Consider the following 22,837-nt stretch of genomic DNA (forward strand, 5'->3'; position numbering starts at 1 on the left):
CGTATGTTGTGGCGCATGTTACGGCAGTCATGGTGCAGGAATATCCGGCGCAAATCCCTGGCGGTATTGACGGTATTCCTCGCCGCCGGGCTTATCTCCGCGCTGCTGGCGGTATCCATCGATATCGGCGACAAGATGGCGCGCGAGCTGAAATCCTACGGCGCCAATATCCTGATCGAACCGGCGGGCCAGGCGGCGCTGCCCGCGCTGTTCGGCGAGCGGGGCGCGCCGTTGTCCGGACAGGATCTGATCGATCAGTCCGAACTGCCCAATATCAAGGATATTTTCTGGCGCAATAACATTATCGGTTTTGCGCCGCTGTTGGGCGGGGAAGTCCTGATCGACGGCAAATCGGTGCCGGTGCTGGGCACCTTTTTCTCGCAGCCGGTGAACGTGCCGGACGAAACGGATTTCCATACCGGCCAGCAAATCATCAGCCCTTACTGGCGCGTGACCGGGGCTTATCCCCAGGAACCCGTAGCCGCCGGACAGCCGGCGCAGGCGCTGATCGGCAAGCAGCTGGCCCAGCGCACCGGCTGGAAAATCGGCGATCGCCTGGCCCTTAAAGGGTCGCACGGCGAACAAACCATAGCCATAAGCGGCATCCTGGCCAGCGGCGGCGACGAAGAGGGCCGGCTGGTCATGCCGCTGGCGCCGGTACAGCAACTGCTGGGCCTGCCGGGTAAAGTGCAGGCGGTGCGGGTATCGGCGCTGACCGTGCCGGAAAACGATCTCTCCCGCCGGGCCCGGGATAACCTCGACGGCCTGACGGCGGAGGAGTACGATCTTTGGTACTGTACCGCGTTTGTGTCGTCGATCTCCCATCAGTTGGAAGAAGCGATTTCCGGCTCGGTGGTGCATCCCATCTGGCAGGTGGCGGCCTCGGAAGGCGTGGTGATCGAAAAAATCCAATTATTACTGGCAGTGGTGACCCTGGCGGCGCTGGTCGCCTCAAGCATGGGTATCGCCTCGCTGATGACCAGCACCATCATGGAACGCGCCCGGGAAATCGGCTTGATGAAGGCGCTCGGCGCCCGCCAGTGGCAGATCATGCTGCTGTTTTATCTCGAAGCGGTAATGAGCGGCGCGCTGGGGGGACTGCTGGGCTGTATCGCCGGCTGGGGCCTGGCCAAAGCCATCGGCCTGATGCTGTTTGGCGTACCGCTGAGTTTTGCCTGGATCGTGGTGCCGAGCGTGCTGGTGATCGCCATACTGATCGCGGCCATAGGCACCTGGTTCCCGGCCCGGCGTATCGCCAAACTCTATCCGGTGGAGGTGCTGTATGGCAATTAACACCACCGGCCCGGCGCTGGCCCGGGGGCGAAAAGCCGGGCGGCTGGACGGCATGTTCTGGCTTCTGGTGGTGCGCGCCCTGCGTCTGCGCATGCAGCGGGTCGCGGTGGTGTTCGCCGCCCTGACGGTGGGCGCCGCCATCGTAACCGCCATGGCCTCGGTTTATTTTGATATCAATGCCAAAATGAGCCAGGAATTGCGCACCTTCGGCGCCAATTTCTATCTTGGCCCCGGCCACGGCAACAGCCTGCCGGAGGCCGCCCTGCAACCCATTATCGACGGCGCTCCCCAAGGGCTGATTAATGCCGCCAGCCCTTATCTCTACGGTATGGCCCGCACCGAACTGGAAAAAGTGGTTTTGATGGGAGTCTGGTTTGAATCCCTGCAAAAACTGGTGCCTTACTGGCAGGTCAAGGGGGATTGGATTGGCGTGAGTTTCGACGATCGCCACGCCATGATCGGCGTTAAGCTGGCCGAGCGCCTGCATCTTAAATTGGGGGACAAGGTCACCCTGGTGGACGGCCAACAGCGCCAAAGCCTGCAAATCAAAGGCATTGTCGAAGCCGGCGATGCCACCGACAATATGCTGATCGTGAATTTGGACCTGGCGCAAAAATGGCTGCACCAGCCCAATGATATCAGCAACGCGATGTTGAGCGTGAATAACGATCTCGGCCAGGTGGATGCGTTCGCCGCCCGGTTGCAGCAACAATACCCGGATCTGGATGTGCGGCCCATTCTTAAGGTATCGGCCTCCGAAGGGCAGGTATTGGATAAAATCAAAGGACTGATGGGGCTGGTCTCGGCGGTCATCCTGATTCTGTCGTCGCTATGCGTGAATACCACCCTGATGGCGATTGTGGGCGAACGTTCGCGTGAGTTCGCCCTGCAAAAGGCCCTGGGCGCCAGCGCCCGCGATATCAGTCTGCAAATGCTGGCGGAAACCGGCATTATCGCCCTGGCGGCGGTGATTTGCGGCAGCCTGATCGGTTTTGTCCTGGCGCAAGTATTGGGCCATGCGGTATTTAATGCCGCCATCGCCCTGCGCGCCCCCGTTTTTCCGCTGACGCTGGCGTTATCCCTGCTGGTGGCGGCGGTTGCGGCCATTGTGCCCGTCAGGCGTGCCCTGCACGTCGAACCGGCGCTGGTCCTGAAAGGAGAATAAATTATGACTTCACCTATCCGGTTGGTGCAACCGCTGCCCGCGGCGGATTATGTGATTGAGACGCGCCATCTGTATAAGCGTTTCGGCAAGGTCACGGCGCTGGACGATATCAATATCCGCATCCGGCGCGGGGAGTTCGTGGCGTTTATGGGGGCCTCCGGCTCCGGTAAAACGACGTTGATGAATATCCTGACCTGCCTGGATACCGCCAGCGAAGGGCAGGTATTGCTCGACGGCGTGGATGCCGCCGCGCTCGATGACGAGGGCCGGCGTACCTTCCGCGCCCAGAAGATAGGCCTGGTGTTCCAGCAGTTTCACCTGATTCCCTTTCTCACCGCGCTGGAAAATGTCATGCTGGCGCAGCATTATCATAGCGTGGTGGACGAACCGGCCGCCCGCGCCGTACTTGACCAGGTGGGCCTGGGCGAACGCGTCGGCCATCTGCCCAGCCAGCTTTCCGGCGGGGAGCAGCAGCGGGTGTGTATCGCCCGTGCGCTGGTTAATGAACCGCCGGTGGTGTTCGCCGACGAACCGACCGGCAATCTGGACGAAGAGAATGAGCAGCGGGTGCTCGACTTATTGACCGACTTGCATCGCCAGGGGCGCACCATCGTGATGGTCACCCATAACCCCGAGCTGGGGCGTTTTGCCGACCGCATCATCCGGCTGCAACACGGCAAGTTTTTAGGCGAGGAGAATAATCACCATGAACTGGCGTCCCGCGGTTAAATTGGCATGCCTGCTGGTCCTGCTGACCGGCCTGTCGGCCTGTAAAGAACAGCAAGTGGCTATCGGCGCCAAGGCGCCGGCGCTGGCGGCGTTCGATCTTAAAGGCCAGCCGGTAGGGCTGGAACAATGGCAGGGCAAACCGGTTTATCTGACCTTCTGGTCGTCGGATTGCGGCGGCTGCGCGGCGGATATGCAAACCCTGCAAAAACTGACCGAAACCTATGGCGATCGCGTGGTGGTGGTGGCGGTGAATACCGACCCGCAGCAGGCGGATATCACCCCCTTTATCGCCGGGCTGCACATTAGTTATCCGGTGGTGCGCGACCAGTTGGGCATTACCAAGGAGCGCTATCAGGTGATCGGTACGCCGACATCCTACCTGCTCAGCGCGCAGGGCACGGTGTTGCAAGCGCACCAGGGATTGCAGGGCGAACCGGCGCTCGCCGCGATGTTCCAGCAGGCGCAAGGGGGTAAATCATGAAACGGTTGCTGATCGGCGCCTTGTTATGCTGCATAAGCGGCCCGCTGCTGGCGGCTACCGACGGGGCGCAAAAATATGCCCAGGCCTGTGCCGACTGCCATGGCCGCAAGGCCGACCGGGCGGCGTTCGGCAAAGCCCCGCCGCTGATTTCATTGACCCGCGAGCAATTCGTCGCCGCGCTGACCGATCGCCGGGACGGCAAAGTTCCCACCCGCGGCGGGGAAGCGCGGGCTAAAAAATCCCTGACCGATGACGATATCCAGGGACTGGCGGATTACGTCCGGTCATTGCAACCGGCGTCCGGGGCGGCGGCCGGAGCGGTAGCGAATTGATTTTAAGAATGATCCTGATGTAATTATTCGCCGATCGTTAAAAATCGTGACTATAGTTAGGATGACGCAATTCATCAGAACACGGAGAAAAAATATGGTAACCCCAACAGATCCTATCCAACCGCATGAAACTCATGTTGATGATGACGTGCAGTTGCTATCCGAAACGCTGGAAGAAGTGCTGGCCTATTCCGGCGACAAGGCGGATCAAAAGTATGTGGAACTGAAAAACCGCGCGGAAGCCGCGCTGGAAGAGGTAAAAAACCGTATCAGCCATGCCTCGGATAACTATTATTATCGGGCAAAACAGGCGGTCTATCGCGCCGACGATTATGTGCAGGAAAACCCCTGGCACGGCGTGGGCATCGGGGCGTCGGTCGGCCTGGTGGTCGGGCTGCTGCTGGCCCGCCGCTAACCGGCTGGTTCTGGTTATGCCGGCTGGCGCTATCAACCAGCCGGTATCCCCTGCCGGCGCGGCTAAAAATACCTTATTAACTATCACGCCGCTTATAACACCGCCCTTTATCATACTAAAGTGCGCTATTTTTTCGTTTTTAGGTCCGTCGACCGTATAATCCATACTCTTATTTAGGTTATGGGGGCACGGGTGGCTTATGCTGTCGTTACTCGAAACATCGCTGCAACAGCATATTGACGCGGGCCTGACCGCCGACCCCGGTTTATATCAAATCCTTATCCCCTGGACGCCCGGCGCGCATGCACCCATGCTCGACTGGTTAAACGCGTCCGCGTTATACCCGCAGTTCTACTGGCAGGATCGCGACGGCGCGCAGGAAGCGGCGGCCGCAGGCGAATTGATGCGCTTCCCTTGCCCGGAGCGGGCCGAGGCGTTTTTAGCCGAACATCCGGCGTTCCCGGCGCTGCGCCTGTGGGGCCTTAACGCTTTTGGCGCCGGCGGGGGCGAACCGGAAAGCTGCCTGTTTTTGCCGCGCCTGACCTGGCAGCGCGAGGGTGCCGCGCACCAACTGATCCTGAATTTGGCCAGTCCCGTGTCCGTACTTGCCGACGCGCGGACGTTTTTGGCCTTTTTGCGCCAGTCCGCGCCGGCGCGCGCATCGCAGCCCTGGTCCGTGCGGCTGCAAGACGCGGTCCATCAGCCCGAATGGCCGCAGTGGCGGGAAATGGTGACCCAGGCACTGGCTAGCCTGGGCCAGGGCGGCCTTGCCAAGGTGGTTCTGGCGCGGCGCACCCGGCTCGGGTTCTGCGGTCATCTCAGCCCCACGGCGCTGATGGACGCCAGCCGGCGGGTCAATCACCACTGTTATCATTTTATGCTGGCCTGGTCGGCGCAGCGGGCCTTTTTAGGCTCCAGCCCGGAGCGGTTGTACCGGCGGCGCCGGGATCGGCTGGATACCGAGGCGCTGGCCGGCACGGTGGCCAGCCACAGCCAATCGGCCAGCGCGGAGCAATTGGCCGATTGGCTGATGGGCGACGATAAAAACCAGCGCGAGAATCTGCTGGTGGTGGACGATATTTGCCAGCGGCTGCGGCCGGCGGCGGTCTCGCTGGACGTGATGGCGCCGGAAATCGTGCGGCTGCGCACCGTGCAGCACCTGCGGCGAACCATCCTGGCGCGCCTGAGCTGCGCCAGCGATGCCCGCTGTCTCGCCATGTTGCAACCGACCGCCGCGGTGGCGGGGCTGCCGCGCGGCGCGGCGCGGGTATTTATTGCCCGCCATGAGCCGTTTGATCGGCAGTGGTATGCCGGTTCGGCCGGTTATTTATCCGCCGCCCGGTCGGAGTTCTGCGTGTCATTGCGCTGCGCGCTGCTGGAAGGACAGGCCGTATGGCTGTATGCCGGCGCGGGCATCGTGGACGGCTCGGACCCGGAGCAGGAGTGGCGGGAGATCGACAATAAGGCCGCCGGCATGAGAACGCTGTTTGCCGGCTCGGGAGATGACCAATTCCTGCCGAAATAACCTAATCCGGCTTTATATCAAAATCTCGCGGCCAGAACAAAATATAATGCCGTGGCGGCGCTTGATCCAAAGGGGCTATTTTCCACGGCGGCTCAACTGCGGCCCCATTGCGCCGAGTCGGCGTTCGGCCTGTTGCATTGATGTCACCGGAGGTGAAATGGCAGATAATTCGTATTTTGACCGCTATTTCCGGTGTTGGTACACTCATACTTTGGTATCCAGGCCATGACCACTATGTCTTCAACGCTGTTTAACCGTCGCTGGGCCCAGGTGCTGATTGAAGCTCTCGTTCGTCATGGCGTACGCCATATGTGTATCGCGCCCGGCTCGCGCTCAACTCCCCTGACCCTGGCGGCATCCGCCCATCCTTCGCTAATCTGCCATACCCATTTCGATGAGCGCGGCCTGGGCCATCTGGCCCTGGGGCTGGCCAAGGCGACCGGCCAGGCGGTGGCGGCGATCGTCACGTCCGGCACCGCGGCGGCCAATCTTTACCCGGCGGTTATCGAAGCCAGCCTGACCGGGGAAAAACTGATTATGCTTACCGCCGACCGGCCGCCGGAGCTCATAGACTGCGGCGCCAACCAGGCTATCCCGCAGCAGGGGCTGTTTGCCGGTTTTGCCCAGCGCCGTATCGATCTGCCCCGCCCCTCGCCCGATATTCCGGCGCGCTGGCTGGTCTCCGCCCTGGACGAGGCGTTGGCGGCCCAAGTGCCCGGCGCGGTGCATATTAACTGCCCGTTTGCCGAACCGCTGTATGGGCTGGATGCTGACGAGCCGGATACCTGGTCGCTGGACCTCGGTGACTGGTGGCAAAGCGATCGGCCCTGGCTCAGCCTGCCGCCGGCGAACGGCGACGCCGGCCTCGCCGCGCGCGATTGGCACCTATGGCGCGAACGTAAAGGGGTGGTTGTCGCCGGACGCATCCCGGCGGGGCAGGGCGAACGGCTCGCCGCCTGGGCCGCGAGTCTTGGCTGGCCGCTGATCGGGGATGTGTTATCCCAAACCGGCCAGCCGCTGCCTTATGCTGATTTATGGCTGGCCCATCCCGCGGCGCGGCGGGTGCTGCAACAAGCGGAACTGGTGATCCAGTTTGGCGGCAGTCTCACCGGTAAACGGCTGTTGCAGTGGCAGGAGCAGTGCCGGCCGCAGGAGTATTGGCTCATCGATCCGCTGCCCGGCCGGCTCGATCCCGGCCATCACCGGGGACGGCGGATCGCCGCTGCCGTCGGCCCTTGGCTCGATCTCCATCCCGCGCAGGCGCAGGCTCCCTGGGCCGCGGAGTTAGCCGGCTACGCGGGGCTGGCGCGCCGGCAAATCCGGGCCGCCCTGGCCGACGGTATGGGGGAGGCCCAGCTCGCCCACCGTTTGACCGAACTGCTGCCGCCGGACGGACGCCTGTTTGTCGGCAATAGTTTGTCTATCCGGCTGGTGGACGCGCTGGCGCAACTGCCGGCGGGGTATCCGGTTTACGGCAACCGGGGAGCCAGCGGCATCGACGGCCTGCTGGCCACCGCCGCCGGGGTGCTGCGCGCCGATGACCGGCCGCTGCTGGTGCTGGTGGGGGATTTGTCGGCGCTTTACGATCTCAATGCCCTGGCCCTGTATCGCCATACGGCGGCGCCGGTGGTGATCGTGGTGGTCAATAATGACGGCGGCCAGATTTTCTCCCTGTTACCCACGCCCGAGGCGGCGCGGGAACGTTTTTACGTTATGCCGCAGCAGGTGGAGTTCCGCCATGCGGCGGCGCTGTTTGGCCTGCATTACCGGCAACCCCGCGATATGGCGGCGCTGCGGGAATGCGTGCACCAGGCCTGGCGCCTGCCGCAGCCCGGCGCCGCCACCCTGGTGGAACTGAAGGTTCCGCCCCGGGAGGGGGCCGATATTTTCCGCCGGCTGGTGGCCGCGATGGCCCAGTCATGAATCGCCAGGGCGCCGTCTGGGCGGCGGATGTCGTGCGCCAGGGTAGTGCCGAGCGCCCCTGGCTGGTATGGCTGCACGGTTTGCTCGGCAGCGCGGACGATTGGGCGCCGGTGTTGCCGTTTTTTCGCGACTGGCCGCAGGCTGCCCTGGATTTACCGGGGCACGGCCGCTCGGCAATGATCGCGGCCGAGGGGTTTGCCGATGTTTCCCACGGGCTGGCCCATACCCTGGCCGCGCTGAATATCCGGCGTTATATTCTTATCGGTTACTCCCTGGGCGGGCGCATCGCGCTTTACCATGCCTGCCGCGATGCGCAGGCCGGCTTATGCGGCGTATTTGTCGAAGGCGCGCATCCGGGGCTGGCCGGCGAGGCGGAGCGCGAGGCGCGTTGCCGGCACGACCGGGGGTGGGCGCGGCGATTCGGCCGCCAGCCCATGGCGTCGGTCCTGGCGGATTGGTACCGCCAACCGGTATTCAGCGATTTATCCGAGCCCGAACGCCGCGATTTGTGCGCCCTGCGCGCCGCCAATAACGGCGTGGCCGTCGCCGGTATGCTTGAAGCCACTTCCCTGGCCTGCCAGCCCGATCTGCTGGCGTCCTTGCGGGCGCTGCCGGTGCCGTTCGGCTACCTGTGCGGCGAACGGGACAATAAATTCGCCGGCCTGGCCCGCCAGGAGGGATTGCCGTTTTCCCTGGTGCCCGGGGCGGGACATAATGCTCATCGGGCAAATCCACCGGCGTTCGCCGGCCAACTACTTTCACTGCTTGCACCGCTTTATTAAAGGAACGCATGATGCTTAAACCCAGCGAAGAACAATGGTATGCCCCCACCGATTGGCGCGATTGCAGCGGCGATTTTGTGGACATCCGTTATCATAAATCCGCCGACGGTATCGCTAAAATCACCATTAACCGCCCCCAGGTGCGCAACGCTTTCCGCCCGCTGACGGTAAAAGAGATGATCCAGGCCCTGTCCGACGCCCGCTATGACGATGGCATCGGCGTGATTATTCTTACCGGTGAAGGTGATTTGGCATTTTGTTCCGGCGGCGACCAGAAAGTGCGCGGCGACTACGGCGGCTATAAAGACGACAGCGGCGTGCACCATCTCAATGTCCTGGATTTTCAACGGCAAATCCGCACCTGCCCCAAGCCGGTGGTGGCGATGGTGGCCGGGTACGCCATCGGCGGCGGGCATGTGCTGCATATGATGTGCGATTTAACCCTGGCGGCGGATAACGCCGTCTTCGGCCAGACCGGGCCAAAAGTCGGCTCTTTTGACGGCGGCTGGGGGGCGGCCTATATGGCGCGCATCGTCGGCCAGAAAAAAGCCCGGGAAATCTGGTTCCTGTGCCGCCAGTACGATGCGGCGCAGGCGCTGGATATGGGGCTGGTGAATACCGTGGTGCCCCTGGCCGACCTGGAGAAAGAAACCGTGCGCTGGTGCCGGGAAATGCTGCAAAACAGCCCCATGGCGCTGCGCTGCCTGAAGGCCGCGCTGAATGCGGATTGCGACGGCCAGGCGGGGCTGCAGGAATTGGCGGGCAATGCCACCATGCTGTTTTATATGACCGAAGAAGGGCAGGAGGGCCGCAACGCTTTTGTGGAAAAACGCCAGCCTGATTTCAGCAAATTCAAACGGAATCCCTGATGCGCAGCGCGACGCTTTATCGTTATAGCCTGCCCATGGACGCCGGCGTGGTATTACGCAACCAGCGGCTGAAAAGCCGCGATGGCCTGATAGTGCGCCTGGAACGGGACGGCCGGATAGGCGAGGGCGAAATAGCGCCGCTGCCCGGTTTCAGCCTGGAAACCCTGGACGAGGCCGCCGAGGCGGCGCTTACGTTTGCGGCGCGCTGGACGGCCGGGCAAGATCCGCTGGCGCAGGGCGCCGCCGCCGTTGATTCGGCGCCGGAACCGGCCGTACCGCCGTCGGTAGCCTTTGGCATCAGCTGCGCGCTGGCTGAACTGGGCGGATGGCTGCCCGCCGCGGACCGTTACCGCACCGTGCCCCTGTGCACCGGCGATCCCGATATGCTGATCCCGATGCTGGCCGCGCTGCCCGGCGAGAAGATCGCCAAGGTCAAGGTGGGCATGTACGAAGCCATACGCGATAGCCTGACGGTGAATCTGCTGCTCGAAGCGGTGCCCGATCTGCATTTGCGGCTGGACGCCAATCGCAGTTGGACGGCCGCCAAAGCCGCCGGCTTCGCCCGCTATCTCGACCCGGCCCTTAGCGGACGTATCGATTTTATTGAAGAACCCTGTGCCGCCCCGGGCGATTCGCTGGCCTTTGCCCGGGATACCGGCCTGGCCATCGCCTGGGACGAAAGCGTCAGGGAACCGGGCTTTCAGGTGGCCGCGCAGCCCGGCGTGGCGGCGGTCATTATTAAACCTTCCCTGATCGGCAGCCTGGCATGCTGCCGTGCCCTGATTGAACAAACGCAGCGGGCGGGCCTGACCGCGGTTATCAGTTCGGCCATCGAATCCAGCCTGGGACTGACCCAGTTGGCCCGGCTGGCCGGCTGGCTGACGCCCCGGGTCCAGCCGGGGCTCGATACGTTATCGCTGATGCGCTCACAGCTCATCCGGCCCTGGCCCGGCAGCACGCTGCCGGTCATAACCCTGGACCAACCATCCTCGGATCAACTACGACCGCTGGCCCGGTTCCCTTAAGGGGCGCAACCGGCGCCATCGGCGCAGATTAACCAATGAATATGCGATTATGATAACTTTCGATACCTGGCCCTGGCGTCATTGGGCGCAGCAAACTCCCCATAGCATCGCCCTGCGCATGCCGGACGGCGACTGGAGCTGGCGCAGCCTGGCGGCCCATATCGACCGGCTGGCCGCCGCATGGCGGCAGGCCGGGGTCGCGGTGGGCAGCGGCGTGGCGCTGCGGGGGAAAAATCAGTTGGAACTGCTGCTGGCGTATTTGGCGGCATTGCAGTGCGGAGCGCGGGTTTTGCCGCTGAGTCCGCAATTACCGGCGCAATTGCTGGCGCAACGCCTGCCCACGCTGAATATCGATTTCGGCTGGTGCGCCGGCGCATTACCCTGGCCGGGAGCCATTATCCCGTTGCGCACCGATGTTTTGCCGATGGCCGGGCCGGCCGCTCCGTCCTGGCAGGTTAACCGGCTGGCGACCCTGACCCTGACGTCGGGCTCCAGCGGGCTGCCCAAGGCGGCGGCCCATACGTTCGCCGCCCATTTGGCCAGCGCGGAAGGGGTGATCGAGTTAATGAATTTCCAGCATCGCCACAGCTGGCTGCTGTCGCTGCCGCTGTTCCATGTTTCCGGACAGGGCATCGTCTGGCGTTGGCTGGCGGCCGGGGCGACGCTCGGAGTAGCGGGCGATTTGCCGCTGGAGCAGGCCCTGGCGGGGTTCACCCATGCCTCGCTGGTGCCGACCCAGCTATGGCGGCTATTGCAGGGCGACCCCGCGGCGCTGAGCCTGCAGGACGTCTTGCTCGGGGGCGCCAGCATCGCGCCGGACCTGACCCGGCAGGCGGAAGCGCTTGGCGTGCGCTGCTGGTGCGGTTATGGACTGACGGAATTCGCCTCCACCGTCTGCGGCAAGCGCGCCAATACGTCGCCCGGCGTGGGCATGCCGCTGCTGGGCCGCGAGGCGCGGCTGGTGGACGGGGAAGTGTGGCTGCGGGGCAGCAGCATGGCGTCGGGCTATTGGCAGCAGGGCCGGCTGGTGCCGTTCACCGACGAGGGCGGCTGGTTCCACACCCGCGACGGCGGCCGGTTTGTGGACGGCGAACTGTCCATCACCGGCCGGTTGGATAATGTGTTTTTTTGCGGCGGCGAGTCGGTGCAACCGGAGGATGTGGAGCGTATCCTGGCGACCCATCCGGCTATCCGCCAATCTTTTGTGGTGCCGGTGGACGATGCGGAGTTCGGCCAGCGTCCGGTGGCGGTGATCGACGCCGACCTGCCTTTCGCCGAGCTGCGCGTTTGGCTGGAACCGCTGCTGGCGCCCTGGCAGCGTCCTGTGGCTTACTACTTATTGATGGATGCGCTAACGGGGGCCGCCGCCAGTGGGCAACCGATTGCGTCCGCCGGTGGAGGTATTAAGATTCCCCGCAGCCAGATAAGGGAATGGGCGCAGGAGCAATTCGCATTAAATCCCTAAAGAAAGGTTGTGTTTGTCGGTCCGCCTTTCTAAAGTGGCGGTATCAAGATCATAGGAGAGAAGCATGCTTAGGGTAGAAATGCTGTGCACCGGCGACGAAGTCCTGCATGGACAGATTATCGATACCAATGCGGCCTGGCTGGCGAACTATTTGTTTGAGCAAGGTCTGCCGATGAGCGCGCGCATGACCGTGGGCGATAATCTATCCGCACTGGTGGCGGCATTGACCGAACGCAGCCTGCGCGCGGATATCATGATCGTCAACGGCGGGCTGGGCCCGACCAGCGACGATCTCAGCGCGCTGGCCGCCGCCACCGCGGCGGGCGAAGAGCTGGTGGAGCATGCGCAATGGCTGGCGAAAATCGAAGCGTTTTTCGCCGAACGGGGCCGGGTAATGGCGCCGAGCAACCGCAAACAGGCGCAAATTCCCGCCAATGCGGAAATGATCGATAATCCGGTGGGCACCGCCTGCGGATTTGCCCTGCAGCTCAACCGCTGCCTGATGTTTTTTACCCCGGGCGTGCCTGCCGAATTTAAAGTGATGGTGGAGCGGGAAATCGTGCCGCGCCTGCGCGAACGTTTCGATTTACCGGACCCGCCGCTATGCCTGCGCCTGACCACCTTCGGCCGCGCCGAAAGCGAATTGGCCAGCCAGCTCGATAGCCTGCCGCTGCCCGAAGATGTGGTGCTGGGCTATCGTTCGTCCATGCCCATTATTGAGTTAAAGCTCACGGGGCCGGCCCACGAACGGGACGCCATGGAACTGGCCTGGCAAAAAGTGCGTGAAGTGGCGGGGGAAAGCGCGATTTATGAAGGCACGGACGATCTGCCTACCCAATTGGCCCAGCGCCTGCAACAGCGGCCATACACCCTGGCCATCGGCGAACAGTTCACCGCCGGCCTGCTGACCTGGCAATGCCAGAGCGCCGGGATGCCGGTCGCCGCGGGCGAATGGCTGACGATTGACGGCGCGGCGCCGGGCGGCGCGGACGACGCGCAGGCGGAGCTGACGCGGCTTGCGCGGCAGGCCGCTGGGCTGGCGCGCAGCCACGGCACTTCCCTGGCGCTGGTGGTCGGCCGCCTGGAACAGGATAGCCTCAGCCTGGCGCTGCATACGCCGGAACGCGATTATGCCCAGACCGTCACCTTCGCCGTCAGCCTTCAGCGGCACGGGCTGAAAACCCGCCAGGAAATGGTTTCGCTGATGGCGCTCAATATGCTGCGCCGCTGGTTGAACGGCTGGCAGGTTTATGGCGAACACGGCTGGATTCGTATTGCCGCCACGCTGGACTAAGCCAGCGTGGCATTGCCCGACCCGGCGGCCGGCCGTCCAGCCGCCAGGATGCAACCGCCGCTCGGCCGCGATCGCCTAATGTAATACCACGCTTGCCCTGCCTAGATGGCCCGATCCGGCGACGCTTCGACGGCAGTGAAATCCTCGGCATCCACATCATAACCCGACGGCTCCCAGCGAATAGTCAACAGCGCCGCCAGTCCGACCAGCGGCGCCAGAGCGATCACCCAGAAGACCCCCGTGCCCAGCAACGCCGCCAGCACCGGGAACAAAAACAGCGACACCGTGGAACTGGCGCGCATTAGAGTCTGGTTGAAGCCCACCCCTACGCCGCGCAGGGAAGTGGGATAGCTTAGCGAGGCGAACGTCATGCTATGGGACCCTGGCCCGATCCCCTGGCCGAACAAAAACAGCGCCAACATGGCGATGGCCAGCCCCGCATCCGTCCCGTTGGCCGGACGGCCAATCAGCGCCAGTCCGATCAGCGCCGCCAGTTGCAACGCATAACCCACTACCGTCATATTCCACGCGCCGAATTTCGGCACCCAGCGCACGGCAATCAGACCGCCGACGAACGCGAACAGCAAATTGAGCGCCAGGGAAACCAGGATCGTGGTCAGCATCGATTGGGCCAGGAAACTGCTGATGATAACCGGCAGGCCAAAGGCCACTGCGTTATACGCGAACGAGGAGGCTACCGCTATCACCGTCGCCAGCACCGTACGTTTAAGGTAAATGCCTTGCAGCAGTTTAGCGTAATTGCTCCAGCGGGCGCGATGCGCCGGGGTCGCGTATTGCGGGCTGGCATCGGGCGCCACCTGCGCATTGACCCCGTAAGAGCGGCGCAGGATGCGCGCCGCGCCGGCCAGATCGCCCTGATTGGCCGCCCATACCGGTGATTCGCTCATATAACGGCTGCGGATGGCGATGATCGCCAGGGCGGGCACCGCGCCAAAACCGAGGATCAGACGCCACAGCCAGTCGGTATATCCGGCGGGCAATACGCCGTATAGCAGCAACACCAGCAGATAGGAAATACTGATGGCGGCGTACCAGGTCGGGCACCACATGGCAATGCTCGCCGCTTTATTGCCCCGTCCCCGCAGGCGGGAAAACTCGGCTAAAAAGGCCATCGCCACCGGCAAATCGATGCCGACCCCCAGACCCATGACAAATCGCGCGCCGGCCAATACCCACTCGTTGGGAGCAAAAGCGCAGGCCAGGGCAGCAACGACAAAGAATAGCATATCCGCCATAAACACCCGGTAACGGCCGATTTTATCGGTGAGGTAACCGCCGAAAAACGCGCCGACAATGGCGCCGAAGGTGATGGCCGAGGCCACCATGCCGGTGCCGGCCGGAGTAAGATTAAACTCGCGGGTGATATCCTTTATCCCAAAAGCCAGCGCGCCGAGATCGTAAGCGTCAAGAAACACCCCGCCCAGGGCGATGCCGATAATGATGCCCGCGTGGCTGCGCTGTTGCGTACCGTTATTGACCAAGGCGGAAATATCGGCGGCGTGCCGAATCAAGACCGGTTCGCCCGCGGGCGAAATATCACCGTCCAGCGCGGCGGCGTGGGCCGTAGTAAGAAGTTGGGACATATCTATTGCTTGCTTATTAATGAAGTTGAAAGATAAAGCTCAGCATAACCAGCGCCATAACCAAGGGAAAGACCGAAAGGTTATAAGTTAAAGCTCCAGCTCGATATCTTCCAGCGGGATGCAGCAGCAGGGCAGGATATCGCCGGGCTGGATAAAGGCCAGCGGGGTCTGCAAATATTTAACCCGGCCCTGCACGAGGCGCAGGCGGCATGACCCGCAGTAGCCGGAGCGGCATTGGAACTCCACCGCAATCTTATGGGCTTCCAGCGCTTCCAGCAGCGAACGGTGCCCGGCTTCGCAGGAGAGCTGCGTCCCCAGAGGACGCAGACTGACGATAGGAATGCTCATGGGTTTATAGCTGGAAGTCGCTGAGATCGTCGGCGTTGACTTCGGAGTCAATCTGGCCGACCAGATAAGAACTCACTTCCACTTCCTGCGGCGCCACCTGCACATTGTCGGAAACCAGCCAGGTGTTGATCCACGGAATGGGATTGGAACGGGTGGTGAAAGGCAAATCAAGGCCGACCGCCTGCATGCGGATATTGGTGATATAGTCCACGTACTGGCACAGGATATCGCGATTTAAGCCGATCATCGAACCGTCGCGGAACAAATAGCTGGCCCACTCTTTTTCCTGCTCGGCCGCCAGCACGAACAGGTCATAGCACTCTTGTTCGCACTCCTTGGCAATCTCCGCCATCTCCGGATCGTCTTCGCCGGAGCGCATCAGGTTCAGCATATGCTGGGTGCCGGTGAGGTGCAGCGCTTCGTCGCGGGCGATCAGCCGGATAATTTTGGCGTTGCCTTCCATAAGTTCGCGCTCGGCAAAGGCGAACGAGCAGGCGAAACTGACATAAAAGCGGATTGCTTCCAGCGCGTTGACGCTCATCAGGCATAGATAAAGCTTCTTTTTCAACTCATGCAGGTTGACCACCACTTCCTGGCCATTCACCTGATGGGTGCCGACTCCCAGCAAATGATAATAACTGGTCATTTCAATCAACTGATCGTAATAACCGGAGATATCCTTGGCGCGCTTGAGGATCTCTTCATTTGTGACGATATCGTCGAACACCAGGGACGGGTCATTGACGATATTGCGGATAATATGGGTATAGGAGCGGGAATGAATGGTTTCCGAAAAAGCCCAGGTTTCCACCCAGGTTTCCAGTTCGGGAATCGAAATCAACGGCAGCAGCGCGACGTTGGGACTGCGTCCCTGAATGGAATCCAGCAGGGTCTGGTATTTCAGGTTGCTGATGAAAATATGTTTTTCATGCTCAGGCAGCGCCTGGTAATCGATACGATCGCGCGACACGTCCACTTCTTCCGGCCGCCAGAAAAAGGAAAGCTGTTTCTCAATCAGCTTTTCAAAAATATCATATTTCTGCTGGTCGAAACGCGCCACGTTAACGCACTGACCGAAAAACATCGGTTCAAGCAACTGGTTGTTTTTATTCTGTGAAAATGTCGTATAGGCCATGGTCTCTCCCGTTACCCACGGGCGGCATCAGCGCCGCCCGCGGCCAGTATTAAATCTTGCAGGCGCCGCTTTCGCAATCGTCAGCCTCGGCCAGCGCTTGCATATCTTCCTGCGCATCTTCCGCGCCATCACGGGTGTTTTGATAATACAGCGTTTTGATGCCGAATTTATAGGCGGTCAGCAAATCCTTCAGCAACTGTTTCATCGGCACTTTGCCCGCAGGGAACCGCGACGGATCGTAATTGGTATTGGAGGAAATGGCCTGATCGACAAATTTCTGCATTACGCCTACCAAATGCAGGTAGCCGTCGTTATTCGGCATTTCCCATAACAACTCATAGGCGTCTTTCAGCCGGTTCGATTCGGGAACTACCTGGCGCAGGATGCCGTCTTTCGATTGCTTGATGCTGACATAACCCCGGGGCGGTTCGATGCCGTTGGTGGCATTGGAAATTTGCGACGAAGTTTCCGAAGGCATCAGCGCCGACAGGGTGGAGTTACGCAGGCCGTGCTGTTTAATCTCGCTGCGCAGCGTCTCCCAATCATAATGCAACGGCTCGGTGCAAATAGCGTCCAGATCCTTTTTATAGGTATCAATGGGCAGGATACCCTGGGAATACGTGGTTTCGTTAAACCACGGGCAGGCGCCGCGCTCTTTCGCCAGCTCGTTGGAAGCCTTCAGCAAATAGTACTGGATGGCCTCGAACGTACGGTGCGTCAGGTTATTGGCGCTGCCGTCGGAATAGCGCACGCCGTTTTTCGCCAGGTAGTAGGCGTAATTGATCACGCCGATCCCCAGGGTGCGGCGCCCCATCGCGCCGCGCTGCGCGGCCGGGATCGGATAGTCCTGGTAATCGAGCAGGGCATCAAGGGCGCGCACCGCCAGGGTGGCCAGTTCCTGCAAATCATCCAGGCTTTCAAGGGCGCCCAGGTTGAACGCGGACAGGGTGCACAGGGCAATCTCCCCTTGTTCGTCGTTCACATCCTCCAGCGGCTTGGTCGGCAGCGCGATTTCCAGGCACAGGTTCGACTGGCGGATGGGGGCCACCGCGGCGTCAAACGGGCTGTGGGTATTGCAATGATCCACATGCTGGATATAAATACGGCCGGTGGACGCGCGCTCCTGCATCATCAGCGAGAACAGTTCCACCGCCTTGACGCGGTGCTTGCGGATACTGTCATCCTGCTCATACTGCGTATACAGCCGCTCGAACTCATTCTGATCGGCAAAAAACGCGTCATACAGCCCCGGCACGTCGGACGGGCTGAACAGCGTGATATCCTCGCCCTTCACCAGGCGCTGGTACATCAGCTTATTGATCTGCACGCCGTAATCCATATGGCGAACGCGGTTGCCCTCTACCCCGCGGTTGTTTTTCAATACCAGCAGGCTCTCCACTTCAAGATGCCACATGGGATAGAACAGCGTGGCCGCGCCGCCGCGCACGCCGCCCTGGGAGCAGGACTTTACCGCGGTCTGGAAATGCTTGTAGAACGGCACGCAGCCGGTATGGAAGGCTTCGCCGCCGCGAATCGGGCTGCCCAGGGCGCGGATACGGCCCGCATTAATGCCGATACCGGCACGCTGCGACACGTATTTGACAATGGCGCTGGAGGTGGCGTTAATTGAATCGAGGCTATCGCCGCACTCGATCAGCACGCAGGAGCTGAACTGGCGCGTCGGGGTGCGCACACCCGACATGATCGGCGTAGGCAGCGAGATCTTAAAGGTGGAAATGGCGTCATAAAACCGGCGCACATAATCCAGGCGGGTATCGCGGGCATAACCGGAGAACAGGCAAGCCGCCACCAGCATGTACAGGAACTGCGCGCTTTCGTAAATCTGGCCGCTGACCCGGTTTTGCACCAGATACTTGCCTTCGAGCTGCTTGACCGCCGCATAGGAAAAATTCATATCCCGCCAATGATCGAGAAAACCGTCCATTTCGGCGAACTCTTCGGCGGTGTAATCTTCCAGCAGATGGCGATCGTACTTGCCCATCTCCACCAGGCGCACCACGTGATCGTAAAGCTTCGGCGGTTCAAACTGGCCGTAGGCCTTCTTGCGCAGGTGGAACACCGCCAGGCGGGCGGCCAGATACTGGTAATCCGGCGCATCGCGCGAAATTAAATCCGCCGCCGCCTTAATAATGGTTTCATGAATATCTGCGGTTTTAATGCCATCATAAAACTGAATATGGGAACGTAATTCCACCTGGGAAACGGAGACGTTTTCCAGTCCTTCCGCCGCCCAATCGATAACCCGGTGGATCTTATCGAGGTTGATTTTTTCTTTACTGCCGTCGCGTTTTGTTACAAGCAGACTCTGGTTCATGAGGCTTCATACCTGTCTGAGTGAACCCTATCATTATGCGGGCGCATAAGTAAAAATAGTGTTTCCCTCGGGGGTAAAACACTATATGTAGGGTTTTTTCGTTAATTTGATAACAAGATAGTGACAAACCAGGGCTATTGCAAGGGACGAAAACGTTCCTTTGTGTGGATAACTTGGGGGTGAAATGTTAACGGATTCTTTAAACCGCTATTCAGCCTGCGCTTAGCGGATGTCAATCGCTGTGCATAAAAAATTCTAAAAGAAATTATTCGCTGATTTATTAAACTGCGCCCCACCGGACCTGATGCCAACCGGCCACCGAACCCGCTGGAACCCCACCAGCCCCCACACCTACACCTCGGCGCGCGTATGCACCATATAATTCACATCCACATTGCCGCCCAGGCTAAAACGATCGCGCACCGGATTGTAATGCAACCCGATAATATGGCGCTCGCGCAGCGGCGTACCCTCCAGCCAGTTCAACAACTCCGAAGGCTTAATAAATTTTTTGATATCATGGGTCCCGCGCGGCACGATACGCAGCAAATACTCGGCGCCGACGATGGCCATCAGCCACGCCTTCGGATTACGGTTCAATGTGGAAAAAAACACATCGCCGCCCGGCTTGACCAGCCGCGCGCACGCGCGCACGATGGACGCCGGATCCGGCACGTGCTCCAGCATTTCCATACAGGTCACCACATCATAACGGCCCGGATTGGCCGCGGCGTGATCTTCCACCGTTTCCTGGATATACGCGATCTTCGCCCCGGTTTCCAACGCATGCAGGCGCGCCACCGCCAGCGGCTCGGCGCCCATATCCAGACCGGTGACCTGCGCGCCTTCACGCGCCATGCTTTCCGCCAGGATGCCGCCGCCGCAGCCGACATCCAGCACCGCCTTGCCGAACAGCCCTCCGGCGCGGCCGAGGATATAATCCAGGCGCAGCGGATTAATCCGGTGCAACGGCTTGAATTCGCCCTCCAAATCCCACCAGCGCGAGGCGACCGCGTCGAACTTGGCGATTTCCTGCCGATCGACATTCTCATGGCGAACCGCCGGCTGGGGGTTGTTGACTTCCGGATTCATAGCGGACACTCCTTTTTGGCGCTTATCATGCGTAAATAACGCAAGTATACCGCTAACGGGATAACTCACCAGCGTTGTAAGCAGCCGAAACCACTATGCAGGGCGGTTTTTGTCGCCGACTATTTTCCCTGAATCGCCGAATTATGGTATACTTTGGCACCTTCAAATCCGGGTATACCCGTCATACTTCAAGTTACCTGTGCGTTGGCTGCGCCCGCTCACCCCAGTCACATCGTGAGCTATGCTCCAGGGGACTCGCGGACTTGCCGCCTTCTTGCAACTCGAATTATTTAGGGTATAGATGCTTCAATTAGTAGAGGGATAGCGGCTGCATGAGCGACCTTGCCAGAGAAATAACACCGGTCAACATCGAAGAAGAGCTGAAACGCTCATATCTGGATTACGCCATGTCCGTTATTGTCGGACGTGCGCTGCCGGATGTACGTGATGGACTGAAGCCGGTACACCGCCGCGTATTATTTGCGATGAGCGTACTTGGTAATGACTGGAATAAACCTTACAAAAAATCGGCCCGTGTGGTCGGGGACGTTATAGGTAAATATCATCCCCATGGTGATACCGCGGTCTACGACACTATTGTGCGCATGGCCCAGCCGTTCTCGCTGCGTTATATGCTGGTGGATGGCCAGGGTAACTTCGGTTCCGTCGACGGCGACTCCGCCGCGGCAATGCGTTATACCGAAGTCCGCATGTCGAAAATCGCCCATGAATTATTGGCGGACCTCGAAAAAGACACCGTTGATTTTGTGCCGAACTATGATGGCACCGAACAGATCCCTGATGTCATGCCCACCAAGATCCCCAACCTGCTGATCAACGGCTCGTCGGGTATCGCCGTGGGTATGGCCACCAACATTCCGCCGCATAACCTGACGGAAGTGATCAACGGTTGCCTGGCCTATATCGATGATGAAAATATCAGCGTCGAAGGCCTGATGGAACACATCCCGGGCCCCGATTTCCCCACCGCCGCCATCATTAACGGCCGGCGCGGCATTGAAGAGGCCTATCGCACCGGCCGCGGTAAAATCCTGATCCGCGCGCGCGCCGAAGTGGAAGCTGACGCCAAAAGCGGCCGTGAAACCATCATCGTGCACGAAATACCTTATCAGGTGAATAAAGCCCGACTGATCGAGAAAATCGCCGAGCTGGTCAAAGATAAACGCATCGAGGGCATCAGCGCCCTGCGCGACGAATCCGATAAAGACGGCATGCGCATCGTTATCGAAATCAAGCGCGACGCGGTGGGCGAGGTGGTACTGAACAACCTCTACTCCCAGACGCAGCTGCAGGTTTCGTTCGGCATCAATATGGTGGCTCTGCATCAGGGCCAACCCAAGATCATGGCGCTGAAAGATATCCTTTCCGCCTTTGTGCGCCACCGCCGCGAAGTGGTGACCCGCCGTACGATTTTTGAATTGCGCAAAGCCCGCGACCGCGCCCATATCCTCGAAGCGCTGGCCGTGGCGCTGGCCAATATCGAACCGATCATCGAGCTTATCCGCAATGCGCAAAGCCCGGCAGAAGCCAAGGCGGGCCTGGTGGCTCAACCTTGGGAGCTGGGCACCGTGGCGGCCATGCTGGAACGTGCCGGCGATGATGCTGCGCGTCCCGAGTGGCTGGAGCCGGAATTCGGTATTCGCGACGGCAGCTACTATCTGACCGACCAGCAGGCCCAGGCCATCCTCGATCTGCGTTTGCAAAAACTGACCGGCCTCGAACATGAGAAACTGCTCGATGAGTACAAAGAGCTGCTCGAACAAATCGCCGAACTGATCGTCATCCTGGAAAATCCCGATCGGCTGATGGAAGTGATTCGCGAAGAGCTTAACGCGATGAAAGAGATGTACAGCGATGTCCGCCGTACTGAAATCACCGCCAACACGTCCGATATCAATATTGAAGATTTGATTAATCAGGAAGACGTGGTTGTGACCTTGTCACATCAAGGTTATGTTAAATATCAACCGCTTACCGACTATGAAGCCCAGCGTCGCGGCGGCAAGGGCAAATCGGCGGCCCGCATCAAGGAAGAAGACTTTATCGACCGCCTGCTGGTGGCCAATACGCATGACACCATTTTGCTGTTCTCCAGCCGCGGCCGCCTGTACTGGATGAAGGTGTATCAATTGCCGGAAGCCAGTCGCGGCGCCCGCGGCCGGCCAATCGTCAATCTGCTGCCCCTTGAGCAGAATGAGCGTATCACCGCCATCCTGCCGGTGCGTGAATATGAAGCAGGCCGCCATGTGTTCATGGCCACCGCCAGCGGTACGGTGAAGAAGACCGCCCTGACCGAATTCAGCCGCCCGCGCAGCGCCGGCATCATCGCCGTCAACCTCAACGAGGGAGACGAGCTGATTGGTGTTGACCTGACCGACGGTGAAAACGAGGTCATGCTGTTCTCCGCCTACGGTAAAGTGGTGCGTTTCCCTGAAAGCCAGGTGCGTTCCATGGGCCGCACCGCCACCGGCGTACGCGGCATCAACCTGGCCGCCAAGGACCGGGTGGTTTCGCTGATCGTGCCCCGCGGCGACGGGCCGATCCTGACCGTCACCCAGCATGGTTACGGTAAGCGTACCGCGCAAAGCGAATATCCGACCAAATCCAGGGCCACACTCGGCGTGATCTCCATCAAAGTGAGTGAACGCAACGGTGAAGTAGTCGGCGCGGTGCAGGTGGTGGATAGCGATCAGATCATGATGATCACCGACGCCGGCACGCTGGTGCGCACCCGGGTATCTGAGGTGAGCATCGTCGGACGCAACACCCAGGGGGTTACCCTGATTCGCACCGGCGAAGGCGAGCATGTGGTTGGCTTGCAGCGGGTTGCCGAACCGGTGGACGACGAAGAACTGGACAGCGTGGAAGGACTGGCGGCAGGCGATGAGATCGAAGATGAAGGCAACGACATCGACGAGAGCGACGCCGACGACATCAACGACGATGACGCCGCGCCGGAAGATGACGATCGGGATGCCTGATAATTAATCTGCGCCACCCCGGC

Annotated in this window: 19 protein-coding genes; 14 read left to right on the forward strand and 5 right to left on the reverse strand. The window is 60.7% G+C overall.

The window, feature by feature from the left end; all coding sequences use genetic code 11:
• Nucleotides 1-3 precede the first annotated feature (3 nt).
• The 13 genes from ACL2XP_RS06650 (at nucleotide 4) to ACL2XP_RS06710 (ending at nucleotide 13,298) form a co-directional block, all read left to right on the forward strand.
• Complete coding sequence (locus ACL2XP_RS06650; protein WP_413737829.1) at nucleotides 4-1,293, forward strand: ABC transporter permease; 1,290 nt, start codon at nucleotides 4-6, stop codon at nucleotides 1,291-1,293.
• On the forward strand, nucleotides 1,283-2,458 hold the full coding sequence (locus tag ACL2XP_RS06655; RefSeq protein ID WP_413737830.1) for an ABC transporter permease: 1,176 nt from the start codon (nucleotides 1,283-1,285) through the stop codon (nucleotides 2,456-2,458). The genes ACL2XP_RS06650 and ACL2XP_RS06655 overlap by 11 nt, the downstream gene beginning before the upstream one ends.
• Before the next feature lie 3 nt (nucleotides 2,459-2,461).
• On the forward strand, nucleotides 2,462-3,187 hold the full coding sequence (locus tag ACL2XP_RS06660; RefSeq protein ID WP_413737831.1) for an ABC transporter ATP-binding protein: 726 nt from the start codon (nucleotides 2,462-2,464) through the stop codon (nucleotides 3,185-3,187).
• Entirely contained in the window at nucleotides 3,165-3,668 is a 504-nt protein-coding gene (locus ACL2XP_RS06665; RefSeq protein WP_413737832.1) for a TlpA family protein disulfide reductase, read from the forward strand. The genes ACL2XP_RS06660 and ACL2XP_RS06665 overlap by 23 nt, the downstream gene beginning before the upstream one ends.
• The gene (locus ACL2XP_RS06670; RefSeq protein WP_413737833.1) at nucleotides 3,665-4,000 is read left to right on the forward strand and encodes a c-type cytochrome; all 336 of its coding nucleotides are present in this window, start codon (nucleotides 3,665-3,667) and stop codon (nucleotides 3,998-4,000) included. The genes ACL2XP_RS06665 and ACL2XP_RS06670 overlap by 4 nt, the downstream gene beginning before the upstream one ends.
• A gap of 94 nt (nucleotides 4,001-4,094) precedes the next feature.
• Entirely contained in the window at nucleotides 4,095-4,415 is a 321-nt protein-coding gene (elaB, locus tag ACL2XP_RS06675) for a stress response protein ElaB (RefSeq protein WP_413737835.1), read from the forward strand.
• Nucleotides 4,416-4,614: 199 nt separating this feature from the next.
• Nucleotides 4,615-5,940 carry an isochorismate synthase MenF gene (gene menF, locus ACL2XP_RS06680; RefSeq protein WP_413737836.1) on the forward strand — a complete coding sequence of 442 codons (1,326 nt, stop codon included), beginning with the start codon at nucleotides 4,615-4,617 and terminating at the stop codon, nucleotides 5,938-5,940.
• A gap of 234 nt (nucleotides 5,941-6,174) precedes the next feature.
• Nucleotides 6,175-7,863 carry a 2-succinyl-5-enolpyruvyl-6-hydroxy-3-cyclohexene-1-carboxylic-acid synthase gene (gene menD, locus ACL2XP_RS06685; protein WP_413739106.1) on the forward strand — a complete coding sequence of 563 codons (1,689 nt, stop codon included), beginning with the start codon at nucleotides 6,175-6,177 and terminating at the stop codon, nucleotides 7,861-7,863.
• Nucleotides 7,860-8,645 carry a 2-succinyl-6-hydroxy-2,4-cyclohexadiene-1-carboxylate synthase gene (menH, locus tag ACL2XP_RS06690; protein WP_413737837.1) on the forward strand — a complete coding sequence of 262 codons (786 nt, stop codon included), beginning with the start codon at nucleotides 7,860-7,862 and terminating at the stop codon, nucleotides 8,643-8,645. Before menD ends, menH begins: the two co-directional genes overlap by 4 nt.
• 11 nt (nucleotides 8,646-8,656) lie before the next feature.
• On the forward strand, nucleotides 8,657-9,514 hold the full coding sequence (gene menB, locus ACL2XP_RS06695; RefSeq protein WP_413739107.1) for a 1,4-dihydroxy-2-naphthoyl-CoA synthase: 858 nt from the start codon (nucleotides 8,657-8,659) through the stop codon (nucleotides 9,512-9,514).
• Nucleotides 9,514-10,539 (forward strand): o-succinylbenzoate synthase, encoded by a 1,026-nt coding sequence (gene menC / locus ACL2XP_RS06700; protein ID WP_413737838.1) that lies wholly within the window; start codon nucleotides 9,514-9,516, stop codon nucleotides 10,537-10,539. Before menB ends, menC begins: the two co-directional genes overlap by 1 nt.
• 49 nt (nucleotides 10,540-10,588) lie before the next feature.
• On the forward strand, nucleotides 10,589-12,004 hold the full coding sequence (gene menE / locus ACL2XP_RS06705) for an o-succinylbenzoate--CoA ligase (RefSeq protein WP_413737839.1): 1,416 nt from the start codon (nucleotides 10,589-10,591) through the stop codon (nucleotides 12,002-12,004).
• A gap of 64 nt (nucleotides 12,005-12,068) precedes the next feature.
• Nucleotides 12,069-13,298: a nicotinamide mononucleotide deamidase-related protein YfaY gene (locus ACL2XP_RS06710; protein WP_413737840.1), complete on the forward strand. Its 1,230-nt coding sequence runs from the start codon at nucleotides 12,069-12,071 to the stop codon at nucleotides 13,296-13,298.
• Nucleotides 13,299-13,399: 101 nt separating this feature from the next.
• Here ACL2XP_RS06710 and ACL2XP_RS06715 read toward each other — a convergent pair whose 3' ends face one another.
• From ACL2XP_RS06715 to ubiG, 5 genes are all read right to left on the reverse strand, one after another.
• Entirely contained in the window at nucleotides 13,400-14,902 is a 1,503-nt protein-coding gene (locus tag ACL2XP_RS06715) for an MFS transporter (protein WP_413737841.1), read from the reverse strand.
• Nucleotides 14,903-14,989: 87 nt separating this feature from the next.
• Nucleotides 14,990-15,250, reverse strand: coding sequence for a class I ribonucleotide reductase maintenance protein YfaE (gene yfaE, locus ACL2XP_RS06720; RefSeq protein ID WP_413737843.1), 261 nt, complete (start codon nucleotides 15,248-15,250; stop codon nucleotides 14,990-14,992).
• A gap of 4 nt (nucleotides 15,251-15,254) precedes the next feature.
• Complete coding sequence (nrdB, locus tag ACL2XP_RS06725) at nucleotides 15,255-16,385, reverse strand: class Ia ribonucleoside-diphosphate reductase subunit beta (RefSeq protein ID WP_413737844.1); 1,131 nt, start codon at nucleotides 16,383-16,385, stop codon at nucleotides 15,255-15,257.
• A gap of 49 nt (nucleotides 16,386-16,434) precedes the next feature.
• Nucleotides 16,435-18,720, reverse strand: a complete 2,286-nt coding sequence (nrdA, locus tag ACL2XP_RS06730; protein WP_413737845.1) for a class 1a ribonucleoside-diphosphate reductase subunit alpha — start codon at nucleotides 18,718-18,720, stop codon at nucleotides 16,435-16,437.
• 351 nt (nucleotides 18,721-19,071) lie between these two features.
• Nucleotides 19,072-19,812, reverse strand: coding sequence for a bifunctional 2-polyprenyl-6-hydroxyphenol methylase/3-demethylubiquinol 3-O-methyltransferase UbiG (gene ubiG, locus ACL2XP_RS06735; protein ID WP_413737846.1), 741 nt, complete (start codon nucleotides 19,810-19,812; stop codon nucleotides 19,072-19,074).
• 332 nt (nucleotides 19,813-20,144) lie between these two features.
• Between ubiG and gyrA the strand changes: the two genes are divergently transcribed.
• Nucleotides 20,145-22,814 carry a DNA topoisomerase (ATP-hydrolyzing) subunit A gene (gyrA, locus tag ACL2XP_RS06740; RefSeq protein ID WP_413737848.1) on the forward strand — a complete coding sequence of 890 codons (2,670 nt, stop codon included), beginning with the start codon at nucleotides 20,145-20,147 and terminating at the stop codon, nucleotides 22,812-22,814.
• The last annotated feature ends 23 nt before the right edge of the window (nucleotides 22,815-22,837 follow it).

The sequence above is a fragment of the Sodalis sp. RH21 genome, assembly GCF_047324175.1.
Lineage (GTDB): Bacteria > Pseudomonadota > Gammaproteobacteria > Enterobacterales > Enterobacteriaceae > Acerihabitans.